The sequence below is a fragment of the Streptomyces viridiviolaceus genome (genome assembly GCF_014650995.1).
Taxonomy (GTDB): Bacteria; Actinomycetota; Actinomycetes; order Streptomycetales; family Streptomycetaceae; genus Streptomyces; species Streptomyces viridiviolaceus.
The window spans coordinates 209608-230594 of record NZ_BMWA01000009.1 but is presented as its reverse complement, the minus strand read 5'-3'; the positions used below and the strand labels follow the sequence as shown (position 1 = coordinate 230594).

Genomic DNA, 20987 nt, shown 5'->3' with positions numbered 1-20987 from the left:
GAGACGAGGCGTCGTGAAGTGGACAGAGCCCTCTCGGCTAGGACGGCGATCTGGTCGGGAGGGCTCTGTCGGTGGTGGGGGGTGGTGGGTTCGTGACGGGCGGAGTCGCGGAGTCGTTACCCCTTGACCGAAGCCACGAAGGCGTTCCACGCGTCGGCGGGGAATGCCAGGACGGGGCCCTCGGGGACCTTGGAGTCGCGGACGGCCAGTGCCGTCACGACCGGGGACCTGACCTCGACGCACGCGCCGTTTCCTCCGGAGTAGGAGGACTTGGTCCAAGATTCCGTGGCGCCCTGAAGAATTGCCATGTCTGCTCCGATGGCGAGTTGCTGAGTTGCTGTCGCCGCGCCGCGGACCCGCTCGGGAATCGCAGCGCGGTTTACGCCAATGTCGTGTGATCGTTGGCGTGATCGACGCTACTCGCTGACCTTCCGGTACGGAGCGGCCATTCACCCGACCGGATGGCATATTCCAGGTGAGACTTCCAGTCCGACCGGTCAGGGGTGTAGCATCCGGCGCCACCTGGCCGGAAGCCTCAGCGCGCGTACTCCTTCGCCACGTCCTCGATGAGCTGGCGCGACTGCTCCACGTTCAGCGCCTGGGCCCGCAGATGCTCGTACATCACCGTGTACTTCTGCACGTCGTGCGCCTTCTCGAGGTACAGGTCGCTGGTCACGCCCTCGATGTAGACCACGCTCGAATCGGCCGCGTCGGCGAACTCCAGGATCGAGTACTGGCCGTTGATGCCGGGGTGCGCCCCGACGTCGAAGGGCAGCACCTGCACGGTGATGTGCGGCAGCTGCGACATCTCGGCGACGTGCTCCAACTGCTCCCGCATCACCTGACGGCCGCCCACCACCCGGCGCAGGGCGGCCTCGTCGAGGACCACCCACAGCCGCAGCGGGTTGCTGTCGCCGGAGATGCGCTCCTGGCGCCGTATGCGCACCTGGACCCGTTTCTCGATGTCGGCCACCGACGTCTCGGGCAGGGCGCCCTGGATGAGCGCCTCGGCGTACGGCCGGGTCTGCAACAGGCCGGTGATGATCTGCGGTTCGTAGGTCCGCAGCGACTCCGCGTCCGTCTCCAGGCCGATGTAGACGCTGTACGGGATGTCCCCGAAGGCGTGCCACCAGCCCTGCTGGCGCGAGTCCTTCGCCATCTGCATCAGCGAGTCGACGATCCGCTGGTCCTCGACCTCGTACACCCCGCACAGGTCGCGGACGTCACGCTGGCTGATGCTGCGCCGGCCGTTCTCCAGACGGCTGATCTTCGACTGCGAGACCAGCAGCCGCTCCGCCACCTCCTCGGCCGTCATGCCCTTGAGCTCGCGGAGCCGGCGCAGCTCCTGGCCCAGCCGGCGCCGCCTGACGGTGGGATTGACATTGGACGCCACGGGACGTGCACCTCCGGCTGCGTGCCTCGTACTTGCCACTTTGCGTATCTGCTGCTGAGCAGACTGCCACCAAGGGGCTTTCTACCGCTGGCAAACGGTCGATATGCGCCGCGTACACGCCAGTTCGGGGCGGCACCCGCACACACGGCCGCACCAGGGGCCGCGCATACGGCCGCGCGGGGCGGCGGAACCGTTTCGCCGCCCGGAGTGGTCCGGACGTACGAGCGGTCCTGTCGCCCCGCGCGGCCTGCGGCTCCCGTAACCGGGTCTCGGGGACTGTCGGTGCGGCTCTGGTTGCGTCGGGCGCCCGTGGATCAGTGGGCCACGGCACGCGCCATGGATCCGCGGCGCGGTTGCGCCGGAACACCGCGGGCGGGTTCCGGAGCGGGCCTGGCTCCTGCGGCCTGACGGCCGGCCGGAGCCGGGCCGCGGCGTGGCTGAGCCGCCGCGCCGTTCTGGACGTCCATCACGGCGTGCGCCACGAGGCCGCCCATCGGGTCGTGCCTGATCAGGTCACGCAGCCGGGAACGGGACGAGCGGCCCTCGTTGCCCGGGTAGAGGTGCTTGCCGAGGCCGACCGCGTGGGCCAGTGCGGCGAGCGCCGCGGTCCGCGGGTCCGGCGGTACGCCGGTGCGGATCGCCGAGTCCAGCCGGGCCCTGATCTCCCGGCTGATCGCCGTGTCCGTCGCCTGGTAGCGAGTCGTCGGCAGCACCCCGCACATCTGGCCTTCCACGGCGTGCACCATGCCGCACCGTTCCAGATGTGAGAGGTACGTCTGACGGAGCCCCAGGCGGGGTCCGCCGATCCAGTTGACCGCCCGTACGGGAGCGCCACGCCTTCGCAGCAGCTCCAACGCGCAGTCCAGTGTTGGATCTCCAGTCGGCCGTGGCACCACCACGGCGATACGATCCCCGTCTGGGGCTATCCGTCCGGCCAGCGCCAGCTCCACCAGCTGTGCTCCGGCCAGACCGAGGTCGAGCGACTGCGGCTGTGCAGTGGTACCCGTGGTCGGGTCCAGTGCCAGCAGCAGAAGCTCCTCCGGAAGTGTTCTGCGGCTCCTGCCCATCCATGCCTCCCCGCGTGGATGAATGACAGGGTGACCCCTCTCACATTGGTCTGTCGAGGGTGCGTGACCGGTTCGTAAGGGAACCGGTAGGTATGTCGTTCTCGTCTACCGCATGGGTTCTACCCCTACACAGGACACTGGTACATGGTTCGGTACGCGGTTCGGTACGCGCGCACAGGACGTGCGGCGCATGGAGGAGGCATCGGTGGCGGGCGAGTCCCCCGACAGGTCGAAGCAGCGCGAGTCGTCGGAAGAACCGACGTCGGGGAGCGCGGGTCCGGTTCCCGAGGCCAGGACCGAGACGAGCGAGACGCGTGATCCGCGGCTGGCGGTGGCACGGGAGGCCGCGAAGCCCTCGGTGACCGCCGGGGCCGCCGAATCCCGCGGGGGCGTCGACACGGCGACGCGGGTGCTGTCCGTCCGCGAGACGGAGGCCGAGGCCGACGCCGACGCCGACGCCGAGTCCGACACCGACGCCGACGCCGACGCCGGCAGCGAGTCCGCGGCGGAGACCGAGGACCGGGCCGACGACGCGGGCGCCGACGCGGCGGGTTCCGCGGAGGAGGGCTCCGCCGACGCCTCCGGGACCTCCGGTGCCGGTGCGTCGGCCGACGGCCGCCTGCGGGACGCCGTGGCGGCGTGGGTGTCGTCCGCGGACGAGCGTGCGGCTTCGCGGGCCGCGGGCGGGACGGGGAAGGCGGAGGAGGCCGAGCGGGCCGACGGTGACGCCGAGGACGGCCAGGACACCGCCGAGAACGGGCAGGACGCCGCCCAGGAGACCACGCGGGACACGGAGGCGACGTCCGGCACGCCCGAGGGCGACGAGGACGCGCAGGAGCGCGCGGACGAGGACGACCAGGCGCCCGCCGCCGCGGCGGACGCAGGCGAACCCGGGACCGCGAAGGCCGCCGAAGAGGCCGACGCCCCCGCGGACACCGACGCAGACGAGTCCGGTCCCGGGCGGGAGGCCGAGCCGGACGCCTCCGACGCTTCCGACCACCCTCCCGTCGACCAGCCCACCGCCGTCTTCAAGGCCGTTCGCCCCGCCGTCGACCAGCCCACGACCATGCTCAAGCTGGGCGGCAGCCCCGCGGCGGCCGACAAGACCGAGAAGACCGATAAAGCTGACAAGGCCGACAAGGCAGACAAGGCCGAGGAGGGCGACAAGCCCGACGACGCCGAAGAGGGCAGCCGGGACGACAAGGCCCGCAAGGCCGGCCGGCCCGAGGCGGACGCCGAGCGCACCAGCAAGTTCGTCGCGCTCAAGGACTTCGACGACCCGGCGAGCCGCAGGCCCGCGCGCCCCGACGCGGAGAAGCCCGGGACGTCCGAGGCCGGGGCCACGACCGCGCTGCCCCGGATCCGTACCGGCGTCACCGAGAACTACTCGCAGGTCGGTCCCGAGCGCACCACGCAGCAGCCGCTGCCGCCGAAGCCGCCGCTGGACCTGCTGGCGGAGCTGACGAACACTCCGCCGCCGCCGGAGACGCCGCTGCGCACGACCGTCCGCCGGGTCAAGATCTGGACCCCGCTGGTCGTCCTGCTGCTGATCGTCTTCGCTGTCGTGCAGGCGGTGCGCCCGCTGCCCGCGCCGACGCTGGACCTCACGGCGAAGGACAGCTTCACCTTCGAGGGCGGCAAGCCCGAGATCCCGTGGCCGTCCGCGGGGCAGGCCGCGCTGGACGTGCAGGGGATCGGCACGTTCGGCTCGTCCGGCGAGCAGAAGCCCGTACCGATCGCCAGTGTCGCGAAGGTGATGACCGCGTACGTCATCCTGCGCGAGCACCCGCTCAAGAGCGGCGCCGACGGTCCGAAGATCGAGATCGACCAGGCGGCCGAGGACCAGTCGCAGGCCGGCCAGGAGTCGACCGTCAACGTCTACCAGGGCGACAAGATCTCCCAGCGCGAGGCCCTGGAGAGCATCCTCATCGCGTCCGCGAACAACGTGGCGCGGCTCCTCGCCCGCTGGGACGCGGGGTCCGAGAAGGCGTTCGTGGAGAAGATGAACGCCACCGCCGAGGACCTCGGCATGACTAACACGACGTACACGGACCCCTCGGGCCTGAACAACACGACGGTGAGCACGGCCGTGGACCAGGTCAAGCTGGCCAAGGCGGCGATGAAGGAGCCGGCCTTCCGTGAGGTCGCCGCGATGATGTCGTACACCGACTACAAGGGCGTCAACCACTCCAACTGGAACCACCTGGTCGGCTCCAACAACGTCGTCGGCATCAAGACCGGCACCACCACCTCCGCCCTCGGCAACCTCGTCTTCGCGGCGAAGAAGGAGGTCGGCGGCGAGACGCGCACCATCGTCGGTGCCGTGGTGCGCCAGCCGGCGGGCGGCGCGGACAACACCATCCTCGGTGCCGCGCTGGACTCCAGCGACAAGCTCATCCGGGCCGCGCAGGGCGCGCTGGAGTCGTCGACGATCCTGAAGAAGGGTTCCGTCGTCGGGTACGTCGACGACGGCCTCGGCGGCCGTACGCCGGTCGTGGCCGCGCAGGACGTCAAGGCGGTCGGCTGGGCCGGCCTGACGGTCAAGCTGACCTTCGAGGCGGACGAGCTGCCGCACACGGCGAAGGCCGGGACCAAGGTGGGCACCCTCACGGTGGGCGACGGCGGCACCAGCGGTGCGGTCAAGGTGCCCGTCGCCCTGCAGGCGGACCTCGTCGAGCCCGGCTTCACGAGCAAGCTGACCCGTCTGGGCTGAGCCGGCGGCGCCCCGCGGCCGGTGAGCCGCGGGGCGTCCCGCACGCGGGCGGGCCGCGCGAAGGGGGTGCGTGCTAGCGTCACGAAACGGGGCATGGTCGCCGGTCGCGGGAACGCGACCGTGAACGGTACGGGAACGGAACGCGGCCGAAAGCAGAAGACGGGACACGGGGAGTGCCTTCAGGTGGCCACTGCGGAGCCGACACGCGCCGACGACGCCGATCCGGGCCCGGGAACCGGCCCGCGCACACGCGTGCCCGCGCCGCGCGGCGAGAGCGACGGTGGCCGTGACCACGACCCTGTGGACGCGAAGGCTCCGGAGCCTCCCGTGAAGGCCGCCGCCCGGACCCTGCGCGAGCGGGTGCAGCGCCACCCGGTCCTGTTCGTCACCGCCCTCGCCGGGCTGTTCCACGTCGTCTGGTTCTTCACCTTCGCGAACAGTGGCGGCGACCTCGCCGCACAGGACGCGTGGGCGGAGTTCGTCGGCCGCCATCCGGACTCGGCATACAACCTCGCCTGGTACGGCGGCATGCATCCGGTGTCGTACAGCGTGGTCTCGCCGTATCTGATGTCCGTCCTCGGCGTCCGTACGACGCTGATGATCGCCGGGACGCTCTCGGCCGGGCTGCTGACCCTGATCCTGCTGCGCAGCCGCGCGGTCAGGAACCCGCTGTGGGCGTCGCTGGCCGGACTGTTCGGGCTGCTGTGCAACGCGGTGTCGGGCCGGGTGACGTTCGGGCTGGGCACGATGTTCGCGCTCGGCGCGGTCGCGGTGGTGTTCTGCTGGCCGTACCGCTGGCGCTACAAGCGCTGGGCGAAGGCGCTGTGCGCGGCGCCGCTGGCCGCGCTGGCCACCATGTCCTCCCCCGTCGCGGGCCTGTTCGTGGGCCTGGTGGCGGTGGCCCTGTTCCTGCAGAAGCGCCGTCCGGGTGCGTGGGCGCTGGGGCTGGCGCCGAGCGCGGTGGTGGCGCTGTCGGCCTGGCTGTTCCCCTTCTCGGGTACGCAGCCGATGTCGTTCGGCTCGGCGGCCCTGCCGGTGCTCTACTCGGCCATCGTGTTCCTGGTCGTGCCGCGCACGTGGACGACCGTGCGGATCACGTCCGCGGTGTACGGGCTGGCCGTGCTGCTGGTCTGGCTGATCAGCTCCCAGATCGGCTCGAACGTCACCCGTCTGTCGATGCTGTTCGCCGGGGCGGCGCTGGTGGCCGCGCTGCCGTTCGCGGTGCCGCGGTCCCGCAAGTGGTACGCGATCGTGCTCGCCTTCGTCGGCTTCGTCGGCTGGATCGGCTTCAAGTCGGTCGACGACATCGTCCACACCACCCCGCGCGCCTCCTGGGCGCGCGAGCTGGCACCGCTCGTCAACGAACTCCAGGAGGTCGGCGCCGAGAAGGGCCGCGTCGAGGTGGTCCCGGCCCGCTCGCACCGCGAGGCGTCGGCGCTCGCCCCGTACGTGAACCTGGCCCGGGGCTGGAACCGCCAGGCCGACATGGAGCGCAACCCGCTCTTCTACGACGACACCCTCAACTCGGCGAACTACCACGAGTGGCTGGAGCGCTGGGCCGTGCACTTCGTCGTGCTGCCGAAGGACGAGCCGGACGGCGACGGCGGCGAGCGGGAGCGCGAGCTGGTCCAGCGCGGTCTGCCGTACCTGAAGCAGATCTGGGGCGACGCCAACTGGCAGCTGTTCCGGGTCGTCGACCCGGCACCGCTGGCCGAGCCGAACGCCGTCGTCCAGCGGGCCGAGCAGGGCGAGTGGACGATCGACGTGAAGCAGGCCGGCCGCGTCCTGGTCCGCATCCCGTACTCGCCGTGGCTGAGCCTCGTCGACGCGGAGGGCAAGAAGCTCCAGCCACCGCAGGAGACGGAGGCGTCCAAGAACCGTCCCGACGAGGACCTGCCGAAGACGTACGACAACGTCAACGGCTGCCTCACGGAGACGGAGGAGAACGCCGAGGGCGACAAGTGGACGCTGCTGATCGCCCCCGAGGCGGGCACGTACCGGCTGGCGGCGCCGTACACGCTGCCTCGGGGCACGCCCTGCCCCGACGAGCTGAAGTAGCCGGACGACCACCGCAGGAGCCGGGCACCGGGACACCTTCTTCCGGTTCACGTACATGAACCAAGGTCAGTAAGCCGAACCTTTTTACTCCCTCTTGACCTTCCGCTTTCTTGTCGTGCTCGCGTCGTCGATCCCACGATGAGCGGGCACTTCGCGGCCTGCCTCGCCATCGCCCCGCTCATGCGAAGTGCCAACCTGCTGAGCGGAGTTCACAAGGCGGACCCTGGAAGGGGGCACATGAACGGTCTCGACTGGTCCGTGCTCATCGGCTACTTCGCCGTGATGGTGGCGATCGGCGTCTGGTCGCACAAACGCGTGGACAACGTCAGCGACTTCTTCACCGCCGGCGGCAAGATGCCCTGGTGGCTGTCCGGCATCTCCCACCACATGTCGGGCTACAGCGCGGTGATGTTCACCGGCTACGCCGGCATCGCCTACACCTATGGCGTCACGTCCTTCGTGACGTGGTCCTTCCCCATCGCCCTCGGTATCGCCGTCGGGTCGAAGCTGTTCGCGCCGCGCATCAACCGGCTGCGCTCGCGCCTGCACGTCGCCTCTCCGCTGGAGTACCTGAAGAACCGGTACAACATGCCCACCCAGCAGGCCCTGGCCTGGTCCGGCATGCTGCTGAAGATCGTGGACGTCGGCGCGAAGTGGGCGGCCATCGCCACGCTGCTGTCCGTGTTCACCGGCATCTCCCTCAACCAGGGCATCCTGATCACCGGCGTGATCACGGGCATCTACTGCACGATCGGCGGCCTGTGGGCGGACGCGCTGACCGAGCTGGGGCAGTTCGTCATCCAGCTGCTGGCGGGCATCGCGATGTTCGTGGCCGTCGTCATGGAACTCGGCGACCACGGCGGCTTCTTCGGCGTCTGGGACGAACCGGCCCTCCAGGGCCACGAGGAGCCGCTGGTCGGCCCGTACGGCACGGTGTTCCTGCTCGCGTTCCTCTTCATCAAGCTCTTCGAGTACAACGGCGGCATGCTCAACCAGGCCCAGCGCTACATGGCCACGCCCAACCCGCGCGAGGCCGAGCGGTCGGCGCGGCTGTCGGCGGTGCTGTGGCTGGTCTGGCCGCTGGTGCTGTTCTTCCCGATGTGGATGTCCCCGCTCCTGGTCGAGTCGCAGAAGCCGGACGGTTCCGACTCCTACGCCCTGATGACCGAACAGCTCCTCCCGCACGGTCTGCTGGGCCTGGTCGTCGTCGGCTTCTTCTCGCACACCATGGCCATGTGCTCCTCCGACGCCAACGCCATCGCCGCGGTGTTCACCCGGGACGTGGCGCCGGTGCTGTCGGCACGGGCGCGGGCGTGGGGCGAGCGGTCCGGGCTGGTGGCGGCCCGGCTGACGACGGTCGTCTTCCTCGCCCTGTCGATGGCGGTGGCGACGCAGGTCAACTCCCCCACCTTCAAGGACATCATCACGGTCGTCATCAAGTGGGTCGCCGGTCTGATGGGCCCGATCGCGATCCCGATGATGCTCGGCCTGCTCCGCCCCTTCCGCCGCTCGGGCCCGACCGCCGCACTCACCAGCTGGGCGGCCGGCCTGCTCGCCTTCTGGCTGGTCAACTACCCGATCCACTGGAACGTGGAGGGCGGGGTGCCGCTGGAGTACCAGGTCTCGATCCCGCTGGCCGTGTCGCTGGTCCTGTACGTCCTGATCGGCTTCCTCAAGCCGGAGGACACCCCGGAACGGCTCGCGGTCATCGAGCGGGTCAACACGGACGACGACTCCGCCGGCGCCGCGGCGGCGATCCCGGCGCCTGCGGGCGGGACGGAGGACGCGGTGGGCCGGACGCGGGTGAAGGACTAGGGCAGAACCGGGGCCGCGCACGGGTCGCGGGGCGGGCGGGGATCGTCGGACGGGCCCTGGGGCCGCGCCCGGCGGACCCGGAGTTCACGCCCTGGGGTATCGCGCCAGCCACCCCGGGGACGATCCCGCCGGTCCGTGCAGCGCGGGGCCCTGGGTCATCTCCATGGCGAAGTCGTCGGCCAGTTCCAGGATCGTGGGGCGGCCCTCCAGCTCGGCCAGCCAGGCCGGCGGGAGGGCCGTCTCGCCGTGCAGGGCGCCGAGCAGCCCGCCCGTCAGGGCGCCCGTCGCGGCCGAGGGCCCACCGTGGTTGACGGCGAGACGCAGCCCGTGCCGGACGTCCTCGCCGACGAGGGCGCAGTACACGGCCGCCGCCGTGACGCCCTCCGCGGTGCCCTCCCCGACCAGCTCGGTCACCCGCGCCGGGGTGGGCAGCCCCTGCCGCACCGCGCCCAGCGCGTGCTGGAGCGCGTCCGACACCGGCTGGTGACCGGGCCGGGCGGCGAGCAGGGCGAGAGCCCGCTGCACGGCCCCGTCCACGCTCTCGCCGCGTGCCAGGCCGTGCACGATCACGGCGTACGCGCCCGCCGCCAGGCAGGCGGTGGGGTGGCCGTGGGTCTGCGCCGCGCACTCCACGGCGAGCTGGGCGACCAGCTGCGGCTCCCATCCCACCAGCAGCCCGAAGGGAGCGGACCTGCCGACGGCCTCGGGCCCGCGCTCACCGGGGTTCTTGGGCGCCTCAGGGGTGCCCATGGTCTCGTCGCCCAGCCCGAGCAGCAGCGCGCGCGTCGCGTCCCGGCGGGCGTACAGCCACTCCTCGCGGGCCAGCCACCCGTCGTCCTTGCGCCGCTCGTCCGGTCCCCAGTCACGCTGGGTGGCCGCCCACCGCAGGTACGCCCGGTGCAGGTCGGTCGGCGGATGCCAGGCGCCGGTGTCCCGCCGTACCTGGGCGCGGATCAGCCCGTCGACGGAGAACAGGGTGAGCTGCGTGAGGTGGGTGACGGCACCGCGCCGCCCGTAGGCGGACGCCAGATCGGCGAGGCCCTCGGCACCGAACGCCTCCAGGAGCTCCTCGCTGCCCAGCCCGTCGACGGGCGCGCCCAGCGCGTCACCGACGGCGACCCCGAGCAGCGTCCCGCGCACCCGGCTCCGGAAGTCCTGCTGCTCGGCACGGCCCCAGACGGGCCCGGCTGTCGCACCCACCTTGACCTCCCCGGGCACCGTGCGTCCGTACGACGCCCAGCACTGTAATCGAACGGAGGCTGTCGGTTCAGGGCGCGGAACGGTATGGGAAGTGTGGCCCGACTGGTCGGAAGTGGTCGGTTATCAGCCGTACCGGCAACGGGGGCGCCCTTCACGAACGCCACCCGGACGGAGTTCGCCGGTACCGTCAGGACGCCCGGCCGACCCCTCCGGTCGACGATCGGTTGACCTGCCGCCCGTCCGGCCGCAGAACGATGCCGGTCATGACCCGGAAGACACGTGTCGGCATGGCGGGCGTCCTGTCGGCCGCCGCGCTGCTCACCGGCCTCACGGCCCCGTCGCCACGGCGGCCCCGGCCTCCCACGCCCCGCGGGCGACGCGTCGGATGAGCGCCGGTCCCACGGGGAATGAGGTGGGCATGACCACCACCACCTCGCGGGCCCTGCCCCTGACCGCGGCCCTGCTCACGGGCACCGTCGCCCTCTACATGACCCTCGTGGCCTTCGGGAACATCACCGACTTCGGGACCAACCAGGCCTTCGTCCAGCACGTGCTCGCCATGGACACCACCTTCAAGGACGACGACCTGATGTGGCGGGCCGTCACCAGCGAGGGCTTACAGAACGCGGCGTACGTGGCGATCATCGTCTGGGAGACGGTCGCGGCCCTCGTGCTGATCGCCGGCACCTGGTTCTGGCTCCGGGGGCGCGCACAGGCCCGGACGGTCTCCACCTACGGCCTGCTGATGGTGATGCTGCTCTTCGGCGCCGGTTTCATCGGCATCGGCGGCGAGTGGTTCGCGATGTGGCAGTCCGAGGACTGGAACGGGCTGGACGCGGCGACGCGGGCGTTCCTGATGAGCGGCGTGGTCCTGCTGGTCGTGCAGCTGGCCGGTGAGCGGACCGGCCGGGCTACTTGACGACGACGACCCTCGTCCCGGTCGTCCCGAACGCCCACAGCGCGTCACCGTCCGCCTTGTGCATGCGGATGCCGCCGGTCTTCGCGCCGGAGGCGGGCGGTGGCGGCGAGGAGCCGTCGACGGCGTTGGAAAAGGCGACCGAGACACCGTCCTGGAGGGCGAAGTAGACGATGTGCTCGATCCTCACGCCGTCGGAGCCGGTCGTCGCCCCCTCGGTGCGGGTCCCGATCGTGTAGGTGCCGGGGTCGGGGCCGACCGTCCCCGGCCACACGGTGAACGTCCGCCGCCCCGCGTCGCTGGCGTCGACCAGCCAGACCCGCTTCTGGCCGAGGGAGTACACCACGCGCCGGCCGGTGCCGGAACCCTCCGGCACGGCGGCCGGCCGCGACGCCTCCGGCGCCGGCTGCGCGCCCGCCGACGCCGTGGCGCTCGGCCTGGCGACCGAGGCGGTGGGGTGGGGCCCCCGGTCCGCCTGCACGGTCAGGACGGCCACCGCCGCGATCGCCCCCACGGTCAGACCGGAGACCCAGGCCCACGAGGGAAGTCGGGCAGGCACGGGCACGCATCTCCTCAGCTACGAGAACCCCCCGACACACCGGGGGTCCGATCATCCTACTGTGAGCGTCCCCGCGCCCGTCCGGCCGCGGTCCCGGCCTCAGTCCAGCACGGGCAGCAGCTCCGGCAGATGCCCGTCGGACGCCTGCGCGGCCCGCTGCCGTTCCTCCGGCACCTCGCCGTACAGCGTGGTCCGGGGCCTCGCCGGGCGGCCGGCGGCGTCCGCGACCGCGATCAGGTCCTTGACCGACTTGTAGGAGCCGTACGACGAGCCCGCCATCCGCGAGATCGTCTCCTCCATGAGCGTGCCGCCGAGGTCGTTCGCGCCGGAGCGGAGCATCTCCGCCGCACCCTCCGTGCCCAGTTTCACCCAGCTCGTCTGGATGTTGGTGATGTGCGGGTGCAGGAGGAGGCGGGCCATCGCCGTCACCGCCCGGTTGTCGCGCGTGGTCGGACCGGGCCGTGCGATGCCCGCCAGGTACACCGGCGCGTTGGTGTGGATGAACGGCAGTGTCACGAACTCCGTGAAGCCGCCCGTCCGCTGCTGGATGCCGGCCAGCGTGCGCAGGTGGCCGAGCCAGTGGCGGGGCTGGTCGACGTGGCCGTACATCATCGTCGAGGACGAGCGGATGCCCAGCTCGTGCGCCGTCTCGACGACCTCGATCCAGGTCGCCGCCGGCAGCTTGCCCTTGGTGAGGATCCAGCGGACCTCGTCGTCCAGGATCTCCGCCGCCGTGCCCGGGATCGAGTCCAGGCCCGCCTCCTTGGCCGCCGTCAGCCATTCGCGGACGGACATCCCGGTGCGCGTGGCCCCGTTGACCACCTCCATCGGGGAGAAGGCGTGCACATGCATGCCGGGGACCCGCTCCTTCACCGCCTTCGCGATGTCGAAGTACGCCGTGCCCGGCAGGTCCGGGTGGATGCCGCCCTGCATGCAGACCTCCACGGCGCCCACGTCCCACGCCTGCTGGGCGCGGTCGGCCACCTGGTCCAGGGAGAGCGTGTAGGCGTCGGCGTCCGTGCGGCGCTGGGCGAAGGCGCAGAAACGGCAGCCGGTGTAGCAGACGTTGGTGAAGTTGATGTTCCGCGTGACGATGTACGTCACGTCGTCGCCGACCGCCGCCCTGCGCACGTCGTCCGCGATCCGGCACAGGGCGTCCAGTGCCGGGCCGTCCGCGTGGAGGAGGGCCAGCGCCTCCTCGTCCGTCAGCTTCGTCGGGTCGTCGGCCGCCGTCGCCAGGGCCTGGCGCACGTCGGTGTCGATGCGCTCGGGCGCCAGGCCGGGGGCGGCGGCCTCGCGCAGGGCGCCCCAGTCGCCGTACACCTCGTCGAAGTCGTCGCGGCGATCGGAGGTACGGCCGTCGGTGTCGATGGTGCGGTGCAGGTCGGTGCGGCCGCTCGCGGTGAACGCCTCGTCCGGCTCCTGCCACGGCCGGCCCTCGACCGTCGCGTCCTCGCGGGCCAGCCCCGTGACCGGGTCGGCCAGAGCGGACACGTGCGGGCGCAGGCGCGGGTCCAGCCAGGGTTCGCCGCGCGTGACGAACTCCGGGTAGACGCAGAGGCGTTCGCGCAGTTCGAAACCGGCCGCCCGGGACTTCTCGGCGAGTTCCTCGATCTGCGGCCAGGGACGCTCGGGGTTGACGTGGTCGATGGTCAGCGGGGAGACCCCGCCCCAGTCGTCGATGCCGGCGCCGATCAGCCGCTCGTACTCGGCGTCCACCAGGTTCGGCGGGGCCTGGAGGCAGGCGGACGGGCCCATGATGTGCCGGGCGACGGCGACCGTCGCGACCAGTTCGTCCAGTTCCGCGTCGGGCATGCCGCGCATCGCGGTGTCCGGCTTGGCGCGGAAGTTCTGGATGATCAGTTCCTGGATGCCGTGGTAGGCCCGCGCCACCTTCCGCAGCGCGAACAGCGACTCGGCGCGCTCCTCGTACGTCTCGCCGATGCCGATGAGGATCCCGGAGGTGAAGGGCACGGAGGAGCGGCCGGCGTCCTCCAGGACGCGCAGCCGGACAGCCGGTTCCTTGTCCGGGGAACCGTGGTGCGGGCCGCCGGGCTCGGACCACAGGCGGGTCGCCGTCGTCTCCAGCATCATGCCCATGGAGGGGGCGACCGGCTTCAGGCGCTGGAAGTCCGTCCAGGTCAGGACCCCCGGGTTCAGGTGGGGCAGCAGGCCGGTCTCCTCCAGGATGCGGATGGAGACGGCACGGACGTAGGCGATCGTGTCGTCGTAGCCGTGCGCGTCGAGCCACTCGCGCGCCTCCGGCCAGCGGTCCTCGGGCTTGTCGCCGAGGGTGATCAGGGCTTCTTTGCAGCCGAGGGCCGCGCCCTTGCGGGCGATGTCGAGCACCTCGTCCGGCGACATGAACATCCCGTGCCCGGCACGGCGCAGCTTGCCGGGGACGGTGACGAAGGTGCAGTAGTGGCACTTGTCCCGGCACAGCCGGGTCAGGGGGATGAAGACGCTCTTCGAGTACGTGATGACGCCGGGGCGGCCCGCCGCGTCGAGACCCGCGTCCCGTACCCGCGCGGCGGAGGCGGCGAGGTCGTCGAGCTGCTCGCCGCGGGCCTGGAGCAGTACCGCCGCCTCGGAGACGTCGAGGGCGACGCCGTCCCGGGCGCGTTTGAGGGCGCGACGCATGGAGTTCTCGGTCGGGCCGGTTCCGGAGGTCGCGGAAGTCGTCATCCTTCGAGCATACGAGCGGCATGATCGGGACGCGCCGCCCGGCGCCGCCCCATCGCGCGGTCCCCTGCACGGTCCACCCGGTGGCCGGCCACGCCGTCCGCCCCGGTCCGCCGCGGTCCACCCCGCGGCCCTTCGCCCGAAATCCGCCGCCCCCCTTTCCTTGCACGGGAGTTCACGGCTCAATACCAAGGTTGCACGCACCACCCCTGCACCACCCACGGCACTCACCCGACACCCTGGGAGCAGCAGCATGTGCGAGGACGACCACGCCGGAATCGGCAGACGCGCGGTGTTCGTGACGGGCGCCGCCGCCGCGCTTACGTTGGGAACCGTGAGCTTCGCTTCAGCGGCAGGCCGGGACCAGCAGACGAGAACCGTGCGCGGCACCCTGCCCACCGGCTCGCCCGACTTCGTGTACGTTCCGGTCGAAGTCCCGGCCGGTGTGCGGGAGATCAGGGTCGCCTACACCTACGACCGGCCCGCCGTCCCGGCCGGCACCCCGGGCAACGCCCTCGACATCGGCATCTTCGACGAGCGCGGCACCGACCTGGGCGGCCGTGGCTTCCGCGGCTGGTCGGGCGGCGCGCGCACCGAGTTCTTCGTACGGGCGGACGACGCCACGCCCGGCTACATCCCAGGGCCCGTCCGGCCGGGCACCTGGCACATCGCGCTCGGCCCGTACACCGTGGCCCCGCAGGGACTGTCGTACGAGATCACGATCACGCTGACGTACGGGGAACCGGGCGAGACCGTACGGCCCGTCTACCCGCCGTCCCGCGCCAAGGGCCGGGGCCGCTCCTGGTACCGGGGCGACTGCCACCTGCACTCCTGGTACTCCGACGGCCGCCGCACCCCGGCCGAGATCGCGGCGCTCGCACGGGCGGCCGGCCTGGACTTCATCAACTCCTCCGAGCACAACACGCACTCGGCGCACGCGCACTGGGCGGACGTGGCCGGTGACGACCTGCTGATCCTGCTGGGCGAGGAGGTCACGACCCGCAACGGCCACGTGGTGGCGATCGGCACCGATCCGGGCACCTTCGTCGACTGGCGCTACCGGGCCCGCGACAACCGCTTCGGCCGGTTCGCCCGCCAGATCCGCCGCGCCGGCGGCCTCGTCGTCCCGGCCCACCCGCACGCCACCTGCATCGGCTGCAACTGGAAGTTCGGCTTCGGGGAGGCCGACGCCGTCGAGGTGTGGAACGGCCCCTACACGCCCGACGACGAGGTGGCGCTCGCCGACTGGGACGGCATGCTGGTCGCCGCCGAGCGCGACGGCCGAGACTGGATCCCGGCGATGGGCAGCAGCGACTCCCACCGCGACCCGGACGCCGTCGGGTCCCCGCAGACGGTCGTCCTCGCCGACGACCTGACCCGCGAGGCGATCCAGGAGGGCATCCGGGCCGGACGGTCGTACGTCGCCGAGTCCTCGAAGGTGTCGCTGGCCTTCACCGCCTCCGGCGGCCGGGGCGAGCACGCCGGCATCGGCGAGCGGCTGCACGTGGACCCCGAGACCCCGGTCACCGTACGCCTGGAGGTGACCGGCGCGCCGCGCTGCACGGTCCGCTTCGTCACGGACCAGGGCGTGCTGTTCACCGGTGCCCCGCTGCCGGTGTCGGGCTCGGGGGTCGTCGAGTGGCGGACCACCGCCTCGTACGCCGCCTACGTACGGGCGGAGTTGCGGCACGAGACGGCGGCGGGACCGCTGCCGGGCGCGCTGGCGGCGTTCACCAACCCGGTCTTCCTCGGGCGGCGCTGACCGTCCTCAGACCCCCGCCAGGTCGGCGACGACGGCCGCGTGGTCGGACGGCCACACCCCGTCCACGGGGCCGTCGCCGGCCCGCCGCACCGCGCGCACGCCCCCGAGGCCGCCCGGGCCCGGCGGCCCCACGTGGACGTAGTCGATCCGTACGCCCGGGACACCGGAGGCCCCGACGTACGGGTTGGCCCCGTCCCAGGTCGCGGACGGGGCCGCCGGGTCGGCGTGCTCCCAGGCGTCGACGAGGGCCGGGCCCGCAGCGACGGGATCCGTGCCGTACCCGCCGAGCAGCCGGATCTCCGGGTCGTCCGGCCGGGCGTTGAAGTCCCCGGTGACGACGGCCGGGAAGTCGGTCCCCCGCCGGTGCCCGGCGACGAACCGCGCGAGGGCGTCGACCTGCGCGCACCGCACGGCCGAGCCGTCCGGTACCGACGTCAGGTGGGCCGTGAAGAAGGGCACCCGGTGGCCGGGGGCGTCCAGCCGGGCGTAGAGGGCGAGCCGTCCGTCGTCGAACTCCTCGGGGACGGGCAGCCGCAGCGCCGCGCACTCCACGACGGGCCAGCGGCTGAGCACGGCGTTGCCGATGCCGACCGTGTCGTCGCCGATGCGCCGCTGCCACCGCCCCGGGGCCTCGGAGGCGGACCAGGTCCAGTGCAGGCCGAGTTCGCCGGCCAGCCACTCGGCGAGGTTCCCGCCCTTGTCGGCGGCCCACACCTCCTGCAGCCCCACGACATCGGGCCGCAGCTCCCGCAGCACGGCGAGGATCGCCTTCTGCCGCTCCTCCCAGGGTCCGAACCGCCACCACAGGTTCCACGTCACGACACGCACGACCGCACCACCCCCACCACTGGCCCGAGGCTTCCCCGGTGAGGCTTTCCGGGGAAGATGGAACGACACCGGTCGGCTACGAGACGGGGGCCCGAAGAAGCGATGTCACGTGACACCGAGACCAAGTACCGGGCCGTCACGGCCTTCCAGCGCCGGATCGCCAATCCCGTCACGCGCCGGCTGCCGCTCCAGACCCTCCTGGAGACCACCGGCCGCGTCTCCGGCCTGCCCCGCCGCACCCCGGTGGGCGGCCGACGGGTGGGGGACTCCTTCTGGCTGGTCTCGGAGTTCGGCGAGCGGTCGCAGTACGTCCGCAACATCGCGGCGGACCCCCGGGTCCGGGTGCGTCTGCGGGGCCGCTGGCACACGGGAACGGCCCGCCTCCTCCCCGACGACGACCCGCTCGCCCGCCTGCGCGTCCTGCCCCGTCTGAACAGCGCGGCGGTACGGGCGCTGGGGTCCCGGCCGGGACTGCTGACGGTCCGGATCGACCTGGACCGATGAGTGCCAGGTGAGGGCTCTGTGATCGGCGTCTCCCACGGCTGACGAGGTCGGCATGAACAAGGCAAACTGACATGGTTGCTCAGGATGTCTAGGGGGACGGCGATGGACGGTGTACCGCGAGTGCCGGAGCAGAGGCGTCCCGGCACCTCGGCGGAGTCGGAGACGCTGCGCTTCGGCGTACTCGGACCGGTGCGCGCCTGGCGCGGCGAGGAACCTCTGACCACCGGTTCCCCCCAGCAACGCGCCCTGCTGGCCGCCCTGCTGCTGCGCGAGGGCCGCACGGCCACGGCGCCGGAGCTGATCGACGCCCTGTGGGGCGAGGAGCCGCCGTCGCAGGCCCTGGCGGCGGTACGGACGTACGCGTCCCGGCTGCGGAAGGTGCTGGGGACCGGCGTCCTGGTGAGCGAGTCCGGCGGGTATGCCGTGCGGGGCCTGGCGGACGGGGCGCTGGATCTGGCAGTCGCCCAGGAGCTGGCCGTCGAGGCGGAGAAGGCACGCGGATCCGGGGACCTGTGCCACGCGCGCGCCGTGCTGCGCCGGGCGCTCGCGCTGTGGGACGGCGAGGTGCTGGCCGGGGTGCCGGGGCCGTACGCGCAGGCGCAGCGGGTCCGCCTGGAGGAGTGGCGGCTGCAGCTGGTGGAGTCGCGCCTGGACCTGGACCTGGAACAGGGCTGCCACGCGGAGGCCGTCTCGGAGCTGACGGCCCTGACGGCGGCGCACCCCCTGCGGGAGCGGTTGAGGGAGCTCCTCATGCTCGCCCTGTACCGCAGCGGACGCCAGGCCGAGGCCCTCGCGGTGTACGCGGACACGCGGCGCCTGCTCGCCGACGAACTGGGCGTGGACCCGCGCCCGGACCTCCAGGAGCTCCAGCAGCGGGTACTGCGCGCGGACCCGACCCTGGCGGAACCGTCGGCGCCGGCAGCGGAGCCCGGGGCCGTGCAGGTACGCCCGGCGCAGCTCCCCGCCACGGTCCCGGACTTCACCGGCCGGGCGTCCTTCGTCCGCGAGCTGAGCGACGTACTGGCCTCGGCGTCCGGCACCGAGGGCCGCGTGATGGCGGTGTCGGCCCTCGCCGGAATCGGCGGCGTCGGCAAGACGACCCTGGCGGTGCACGTGGCCCACGCGGCGCGGGCCGCGTTCCCGGACGGGCAGCTGTACGTCGACCTGCAGGGCGCGGGCCCGCGGGCGGCGGAACCGGAGACGGTCCTCGGCTCCTTCCTGCGCGCCCTGGGCACGGCGGACTCGGCGATCCCCGACTCCCTGGAGGAACGGGCGGCGCTGTACCGCTCGGTCCTGGACGGCCGCCGCGTCCTGGTCCTGCTGGACAACGCCCGTGACGCGGCGCAGGTGAGGCCTCTGCTGCCGGGGACGGCGGGCTGCGCGGCCCTGGTGACGTCCCGCATGCGGATGGTGGATCTGGCGGGCGCGCATCTGGTCGACCTGGACGTGATGTCCCCGGACGAAGCGCTGGCGCTCTTCACGACGATCGTGGGCGAGGAGCGGGTGGCCTCGGAACGCGAAGCCGCCCTGGACGTGGTCGCGGCGTGCGGCTTCCTGCCGCTGGCGATCCGCATCGCGGCGTCCCGCCTGGCGGCCCGCCGCACGTGGACGGTGTCGGTCCTCGCGGCGAAGCTGGCCGACGAGCGACGCAGGCTGGACGAACTGCAGGCCGGCGACCTGGCGGTCAAGGCCACCTTCGAACTGGGCTACGGGCAGTTGGAGCCGGCCCAGGCGCGGGCGTTCCGGCTGCTGGGCCTGGCGGACGGCCCGGACATCTCCCTGGCGGCCGCGGCGGCGGTCCTGGACCTGCCCGCGGAGGAGACCGAGGACCTCCTGGAGTCCCTGGTGGACACGTCCCTGCTGGAATCGGCGGCACCTGGTCGGTACCGGTTCCACGACCTGGTCCGCCTCTACGCGCGTGCGTGCGCGGAACGGGACGAGCATCCGCCGAGCGAACGGGACGCCGCGCTGTCGCGGTTGCTGGACTTCTATCTGGCCACGGCGGCGGGGGTCTTTGCCATCGAGCGACCGGGTGACCGACTTGTCGACCACCTGGAGCCGACCCAGTACGCCGGGCTGGAATTCGGTGACCGGCAGGTCGCCCTCGACTGGCTGTACTCCGAGGCCAACTGCCTCCTGTCATCCGCACGTCAGGCCTTCGGCACCAGCCGCCTTCGCCGCGGCGTCGACCTGCTGTGGGCCGCGAAGGACCTGGGAGAGTCGGGGGCGAACTCCAAGCAGTACGAATCGGCTGCGCTCGCAGCCAGGGACGCGGCACGGGCGGCAGGAGACCCGCAGGCCGAGGGCCGGGCCCGTACTGCGCTCATCAACGTTCACTTGGTGGCGGGCCGGTACGACGATGCGGAGGACGAGGCCAGCCGGGCGATCCGGCTCGCGGGTTCTGTGGGGGACCTCATACCTCTCTACTGGGCCAGCAACGACCGCGGAATCATCGCTCTGATCCAAGGACGCAACGAGGACGCCGAGGAGCACCTGCTCACCGCCATCGAGGGATCGAGGGATGACGGAAACGCTCCGCTCGAGGCCAGCGCCCTGTGCAACCTTTCGCGCGTCCATCTCGCCATGGGGAACACATCCGACGCGGTCAGGCTCGCGCAAGAAGGCATCCGGATCTACGACCGACTGGGCCTGACGTTGCGCCTCGCCAACGCCAGATACGCCCTCGGCCTGGCATACACGTCCGCTGGGCGCTCATCCGAGGCGCTGGATGAACTGACCGACGCACTCGGTATGTTCCAGGTCAATCGGCAGCGGCTGTGGGAGGGCACCACGCATTTCCGCATCGCACAGGCCTACTTCGCCGCGCGCATGCCCGCCAAGGCCGCCCAGCACGCCGAACAGGCACTCGCCGTCGGCTGCATCGGAGGCGACCGAATGAGGGCCAACGTCCTGACAACTCTTGGTCAGTCCCTCGATGCGTTGGGCCAGATGGACCGCGCATGTGCTTGCTGGCGAGAGGCTTTGTCCCTCTACGAGCAGACCGGCGCTCCGGAGTCCGAAGGCGTCCGAGCGCTGCTCGCCACGATGTCCGCGGCCTGAGAAGCCCTCTTGGGGCGTTCATCGATTGTTTATGCCTCGCTGCCAGGCTGAGCGCACCAATCCGTCGCGTCGGGGGGCAGACGGGTTGCCGGGACTCACCACCTAGGGTGGGAGCCCACAGGGCCCTTGCCCGGCAATCCTCGGGGGAGTTGCCGGGCAGGGGCGGCCAGAACAGCCACTCGGACACGGGGAGACCTCGCAGTATGAGCGACGCCAAGAAGAACCAGGGCGAAGAGATCACCACGCTGGACAACCACGCGCCCGCCCCGCCCGCCGACGACACGGTCGTCACCCTCGACAACCACGCGCCCGCCCCGCCCGCGGACGACACGGTCGTCACCCTCGACAACCACGCACCCGCCCCGCCCGTCCTGGACCTGGACGGCAAGTAGACCTCATCCCAGCGGGGATCGGCCGCGGCGGCGCGGAG

The 20987-nt window shown here is 72.1% G+C and carries 15 protein-coding genes; 8 read left to right on the top strand and 7 right to left on the bottom strand.

Annotated features, from left to right (window positions below; all coding sequences use genetic code 11):
• Positions 1 to 116: 116 nt before the first annotated feature.
• The 3 genes from IE260_RS15120 to IE260_RS15110 form a co-directional block, all read right to left on the bottom strand.
• Positions 117 to 308: a DUF397 domain-containing protein gene (locus IE260_RS15120; RefSeq protein WP_189871939.1), complete on the bottom strand. Its 192-nt coding sequence runs from the start codon at positions 306 to 308 to the stop codon at positions 117 to 119.
• 227 nt (positions 309 to 535) lie between these two features.
• A complete protein-coding gene (locus IE260_RS15115) occupies positions 536 to 1393 on the bottom strand; it encodes a helix-turn-helix domain-containing protein (protein ID WP_189871937.1) in 858 nt (285 codons plus the stop codon).
• 314 nt (positions 1394 to 1707) lie between these two features.
• On the bottom strand, positions 1708 to 2460 hold the full coding sequence (locus tag IE260_RS15110) for a GOLPH3/VPS74 family protein (RefSeq protein WP_189871935.1): 753 nt from the start codon (positions 2458 to 2460) through the stop codon (positions 1708 to 1710).
• Between the two features lie 190 nt (positions 2461 to 2650).
• Between IE260_RS15110 and IE260_RS15105 the strand changes: the two genes are divergently transcribed.
• From IE260_RS15105 to IE260_RS15095, 3 genes are all read left to right on the top strand, one after another.
• A complete protein-coding gene (locus IE260_RS15105) occupies positions 2651 to 5173 on the top strand; it encodes a D-alanyl-D-alanine carboxypeptidase family protein (protein ID WP_229880765.1) in 2523 nt (840 codons plus the stop codon).
• Between the two features lie 183 nt (positions 5174 to 5356).
• Positions 5357 to 7231: a DUF8823 domain-containing protein gene (locus IE260_RS15100; protein ID WP_189871933.1), complete on the top strand. Its 1875-nt coding sequence runs from the start codon at positions 5357 to 5359 to the stop codon at positions 7229 to 7231.
• A 237-nt stretch (positions 7232 to 7468) separates the two neighbouring features.
• The gene (locus IE260_RS15095; protein WP_189871931.1) at positions 7469 to 9046 is read left to right on the top strand and encodes a sodium:solute symporter family protein; all 1578 of its coding nucleotides are present in this window, start codon (positions 7469 to 7471) and stop codon (positions 9044 to 9046) included.
• An 84-nt stretch (positions 9047 to 9130) separates the two neighbouring features.
• Here the strand turns inward: IE260_RS15095 and IE260_RS15090 are convergent, their stop codons facing one another.
• Positions 9131 to 10246, bottom strand: a complete 1116-nt coding sequence (locus IE260_RS15090; RefSeq protein WP_189871929.1) for an ADP-ribosylglycohydrolase family protein — start codon at positions 10244 to 10246, stop codon at positions 9131 to 9133.
• Between the two features lie 418 nt (positions 10247 to 10664).
• On the opposite strand from IE260_RS15090, the gene IE260_RS15085 reads away from it, so the two are divergent.
• Positions 10665 to 11165 (top strand): DUF2165 domain-containing protein, encoded by a 501-nt coding sequence (locus tag IE260_RS15085; protein ID WP_189871927.1) that lies wholly within the window; start codon positions 10665 to 10667, stop codon positions 11163 to 11165.
• Here IE260_RS15085 and IE260_RS15080 read toward each other — a convergent pair.
• Both IE260_RS15080 and IE260_RS15075 read right to left on the bottom strand, forming a co-directional pair.
• Positions 11158 to 11721, bottom strand: a complete 564-nt coding sequence (locus tag IE260_RS15080; protein WP_189871925.1) for a hypothetical protein — start codon at positions 11719 to 11721, stop codon at positions 11158 to 11160. The genes IE260_RS15085 and IE260_RS15080 overlap by 8 nt on opposite strands.
• A 99-nt stretch (positions 11722 to 11820) precedes the next feature.
• Positions 11821 to 14406 carry a bifunctional FO biosynthesis protein CofGH gene (locus IE260_RS15075; RefSeq protein ID WP_189871923.1) on the bottom strand — a complete coding sequence of 862 codons (2586 nt, stop codon included), beginning with the start codon at positions 14404 to 14406 and terminating at the stop codon, positions 11821 to 11823.
• 250 nt (positions 14407 to 14656) lie between these two features.
• Between IE260_RS15075 and IE260_RS15070 the strand changes: the two genes are divergently transcribed.
• The gene (locus tag IE260_RS15070) at positions 14657 to 16165 is read left to right on the top strand and encodes a CehA/McbA family metallohydrolase (RefSeq protein WP_189871921.1); all 1509 of its coding nucleotides are present in this window, start codon (positions 14657 to 14659) and stop codon (positions 16163 to 16165) included.
• Between the two features lie 6 nt (positions 16166 to 16171).
• On the opposite strand, the gene IE260_RS15065 is transcribed toward IE260_RS15070, so the two are convergent.
• On the bottom strand, positions 16172 to 16993 hold the full coding sequence (locus IE260_RS15065) for an endonuclease/exonuclease/phosphatase family protein (RefSeq protein WP_189871919.1): 822 nt from the start codon (positions 16991 to 16993) through the stop codon (positions 16172 to 16174).
• A gap of 102 nt (positions 16994 to 17095) precedes the next feature.
• Here IE260_RS15065 and IE260_RS15060 point away from each other — a divergent pair, with 102 nt between their 5' ends.
• The 3 genes from IE260_RS15060 (at position 17096) to afsS (ending at position 20949) form a co-directional block, all read left to right on the top strand.
• A complete protein-coding gene (locus tag IE260_RS15060) occupies positions 17096 to 17497 on the top strand; it encodes a nitroreductase/quinone reductase family protein (protein ID WP_189871917.1) in 402 nt (133 codons plus the stop codon).
• 102 nt (positions 17498 to 17599) lie between these two features.
• Complete coding sequence (gene afsR, locus IE260_RS15055) at positions 17600 to 20557, top strand: SARP-family global regulator AfsR (RefSeq protein WP_189871915.1); 2958 nt, start codon at positions 17600 to 17602, stop codon at positions 20555 to 20557.
• Positions 20558 to 20760: 203 nt separating this feature from the next.
• Positions 20761 to 20949, top strand: coding sequence for a regulatory protein AfsS (afsS, locus tag IE260_RS15050; protein ID WP_189871913.1), 189 nt, complete (start codon positions 20761 to 20763; stop codon positions 20947 to 20949).
• Positions 20950 to 20987: the final 38 nt, after the last annotated feature.

Bases quoted from the DNA above. Each gene is read 5' to 3' on its own strand.
- afsS (WP_189871913.1), top strand. From the start codon at position 20,761: ATGAGCGACGCCAAGAAGAACCAGGGCGAAGAGATCACCACGCTGGAC.
- IE260_RS15075 (WP_189871923.1), bottom strand. From the start codon at position 14,406: ATGACGACTTCCGCGACCTCCGGAACCGGCCCGACCGAGAACTCCATG.
- afsR (WP_189871915.1), top strand. From the start codon at position 17,600: ATGGACGGTGTACCGCGAGTGCCGGAGCAGAGGCGTCCCGGCACCTCG.
- IE260_RS15060 (WP_189871917.1), top strand. From the start codon at position 17,096: ATGTCACGTGACACCGAGACCAAGTACCGGGCCGTCACGGCCTTCCAG.
- IE260_RS15105 (WP_229880765.1), top strand. From the start codon at position 2,651: ATGGAGGAGGCATCGGTGGCGGGCGAGTCCCCCGACAGGTCGAAGCAG.
- IE260_RS15110 (WP_189871935.1), bottom strand. From the start codon at position 2,460: ATGGGCAGGAGCCGCAGAACACTTCCGGAGGAGCTTCTGCTGCTGGCA.
- IE260_RS15120 (WP_189871939.1), bottom strand. From the start codon at position 308: ATGGCAATTCTTCAGGGCGCCACGGAATCTTGGACCAAGTCCTCCTAC.
- IE260_RS15085 (WP_189871927.1), top strand. From the start codon at position 10,665: ATGACCACCACCACCTCGCGGGCCCTGCCCCTGACCGCGGCCCTGCTC.
- IE260_RS15095 (WP_189871931.1), top strand. From the start codon at position 7,469: ATGAACGGTCTCGACTGGTCCGTGCTCATCGGCTACTTCGCCGTGATG.
- IE260_RS15070 (WP_189871921.1), top strand. From the start codon at position 14,657: ATGTGCGAGGACGACCACGCCGGAATCGGCAGACGCGCGGTGTTCGTG.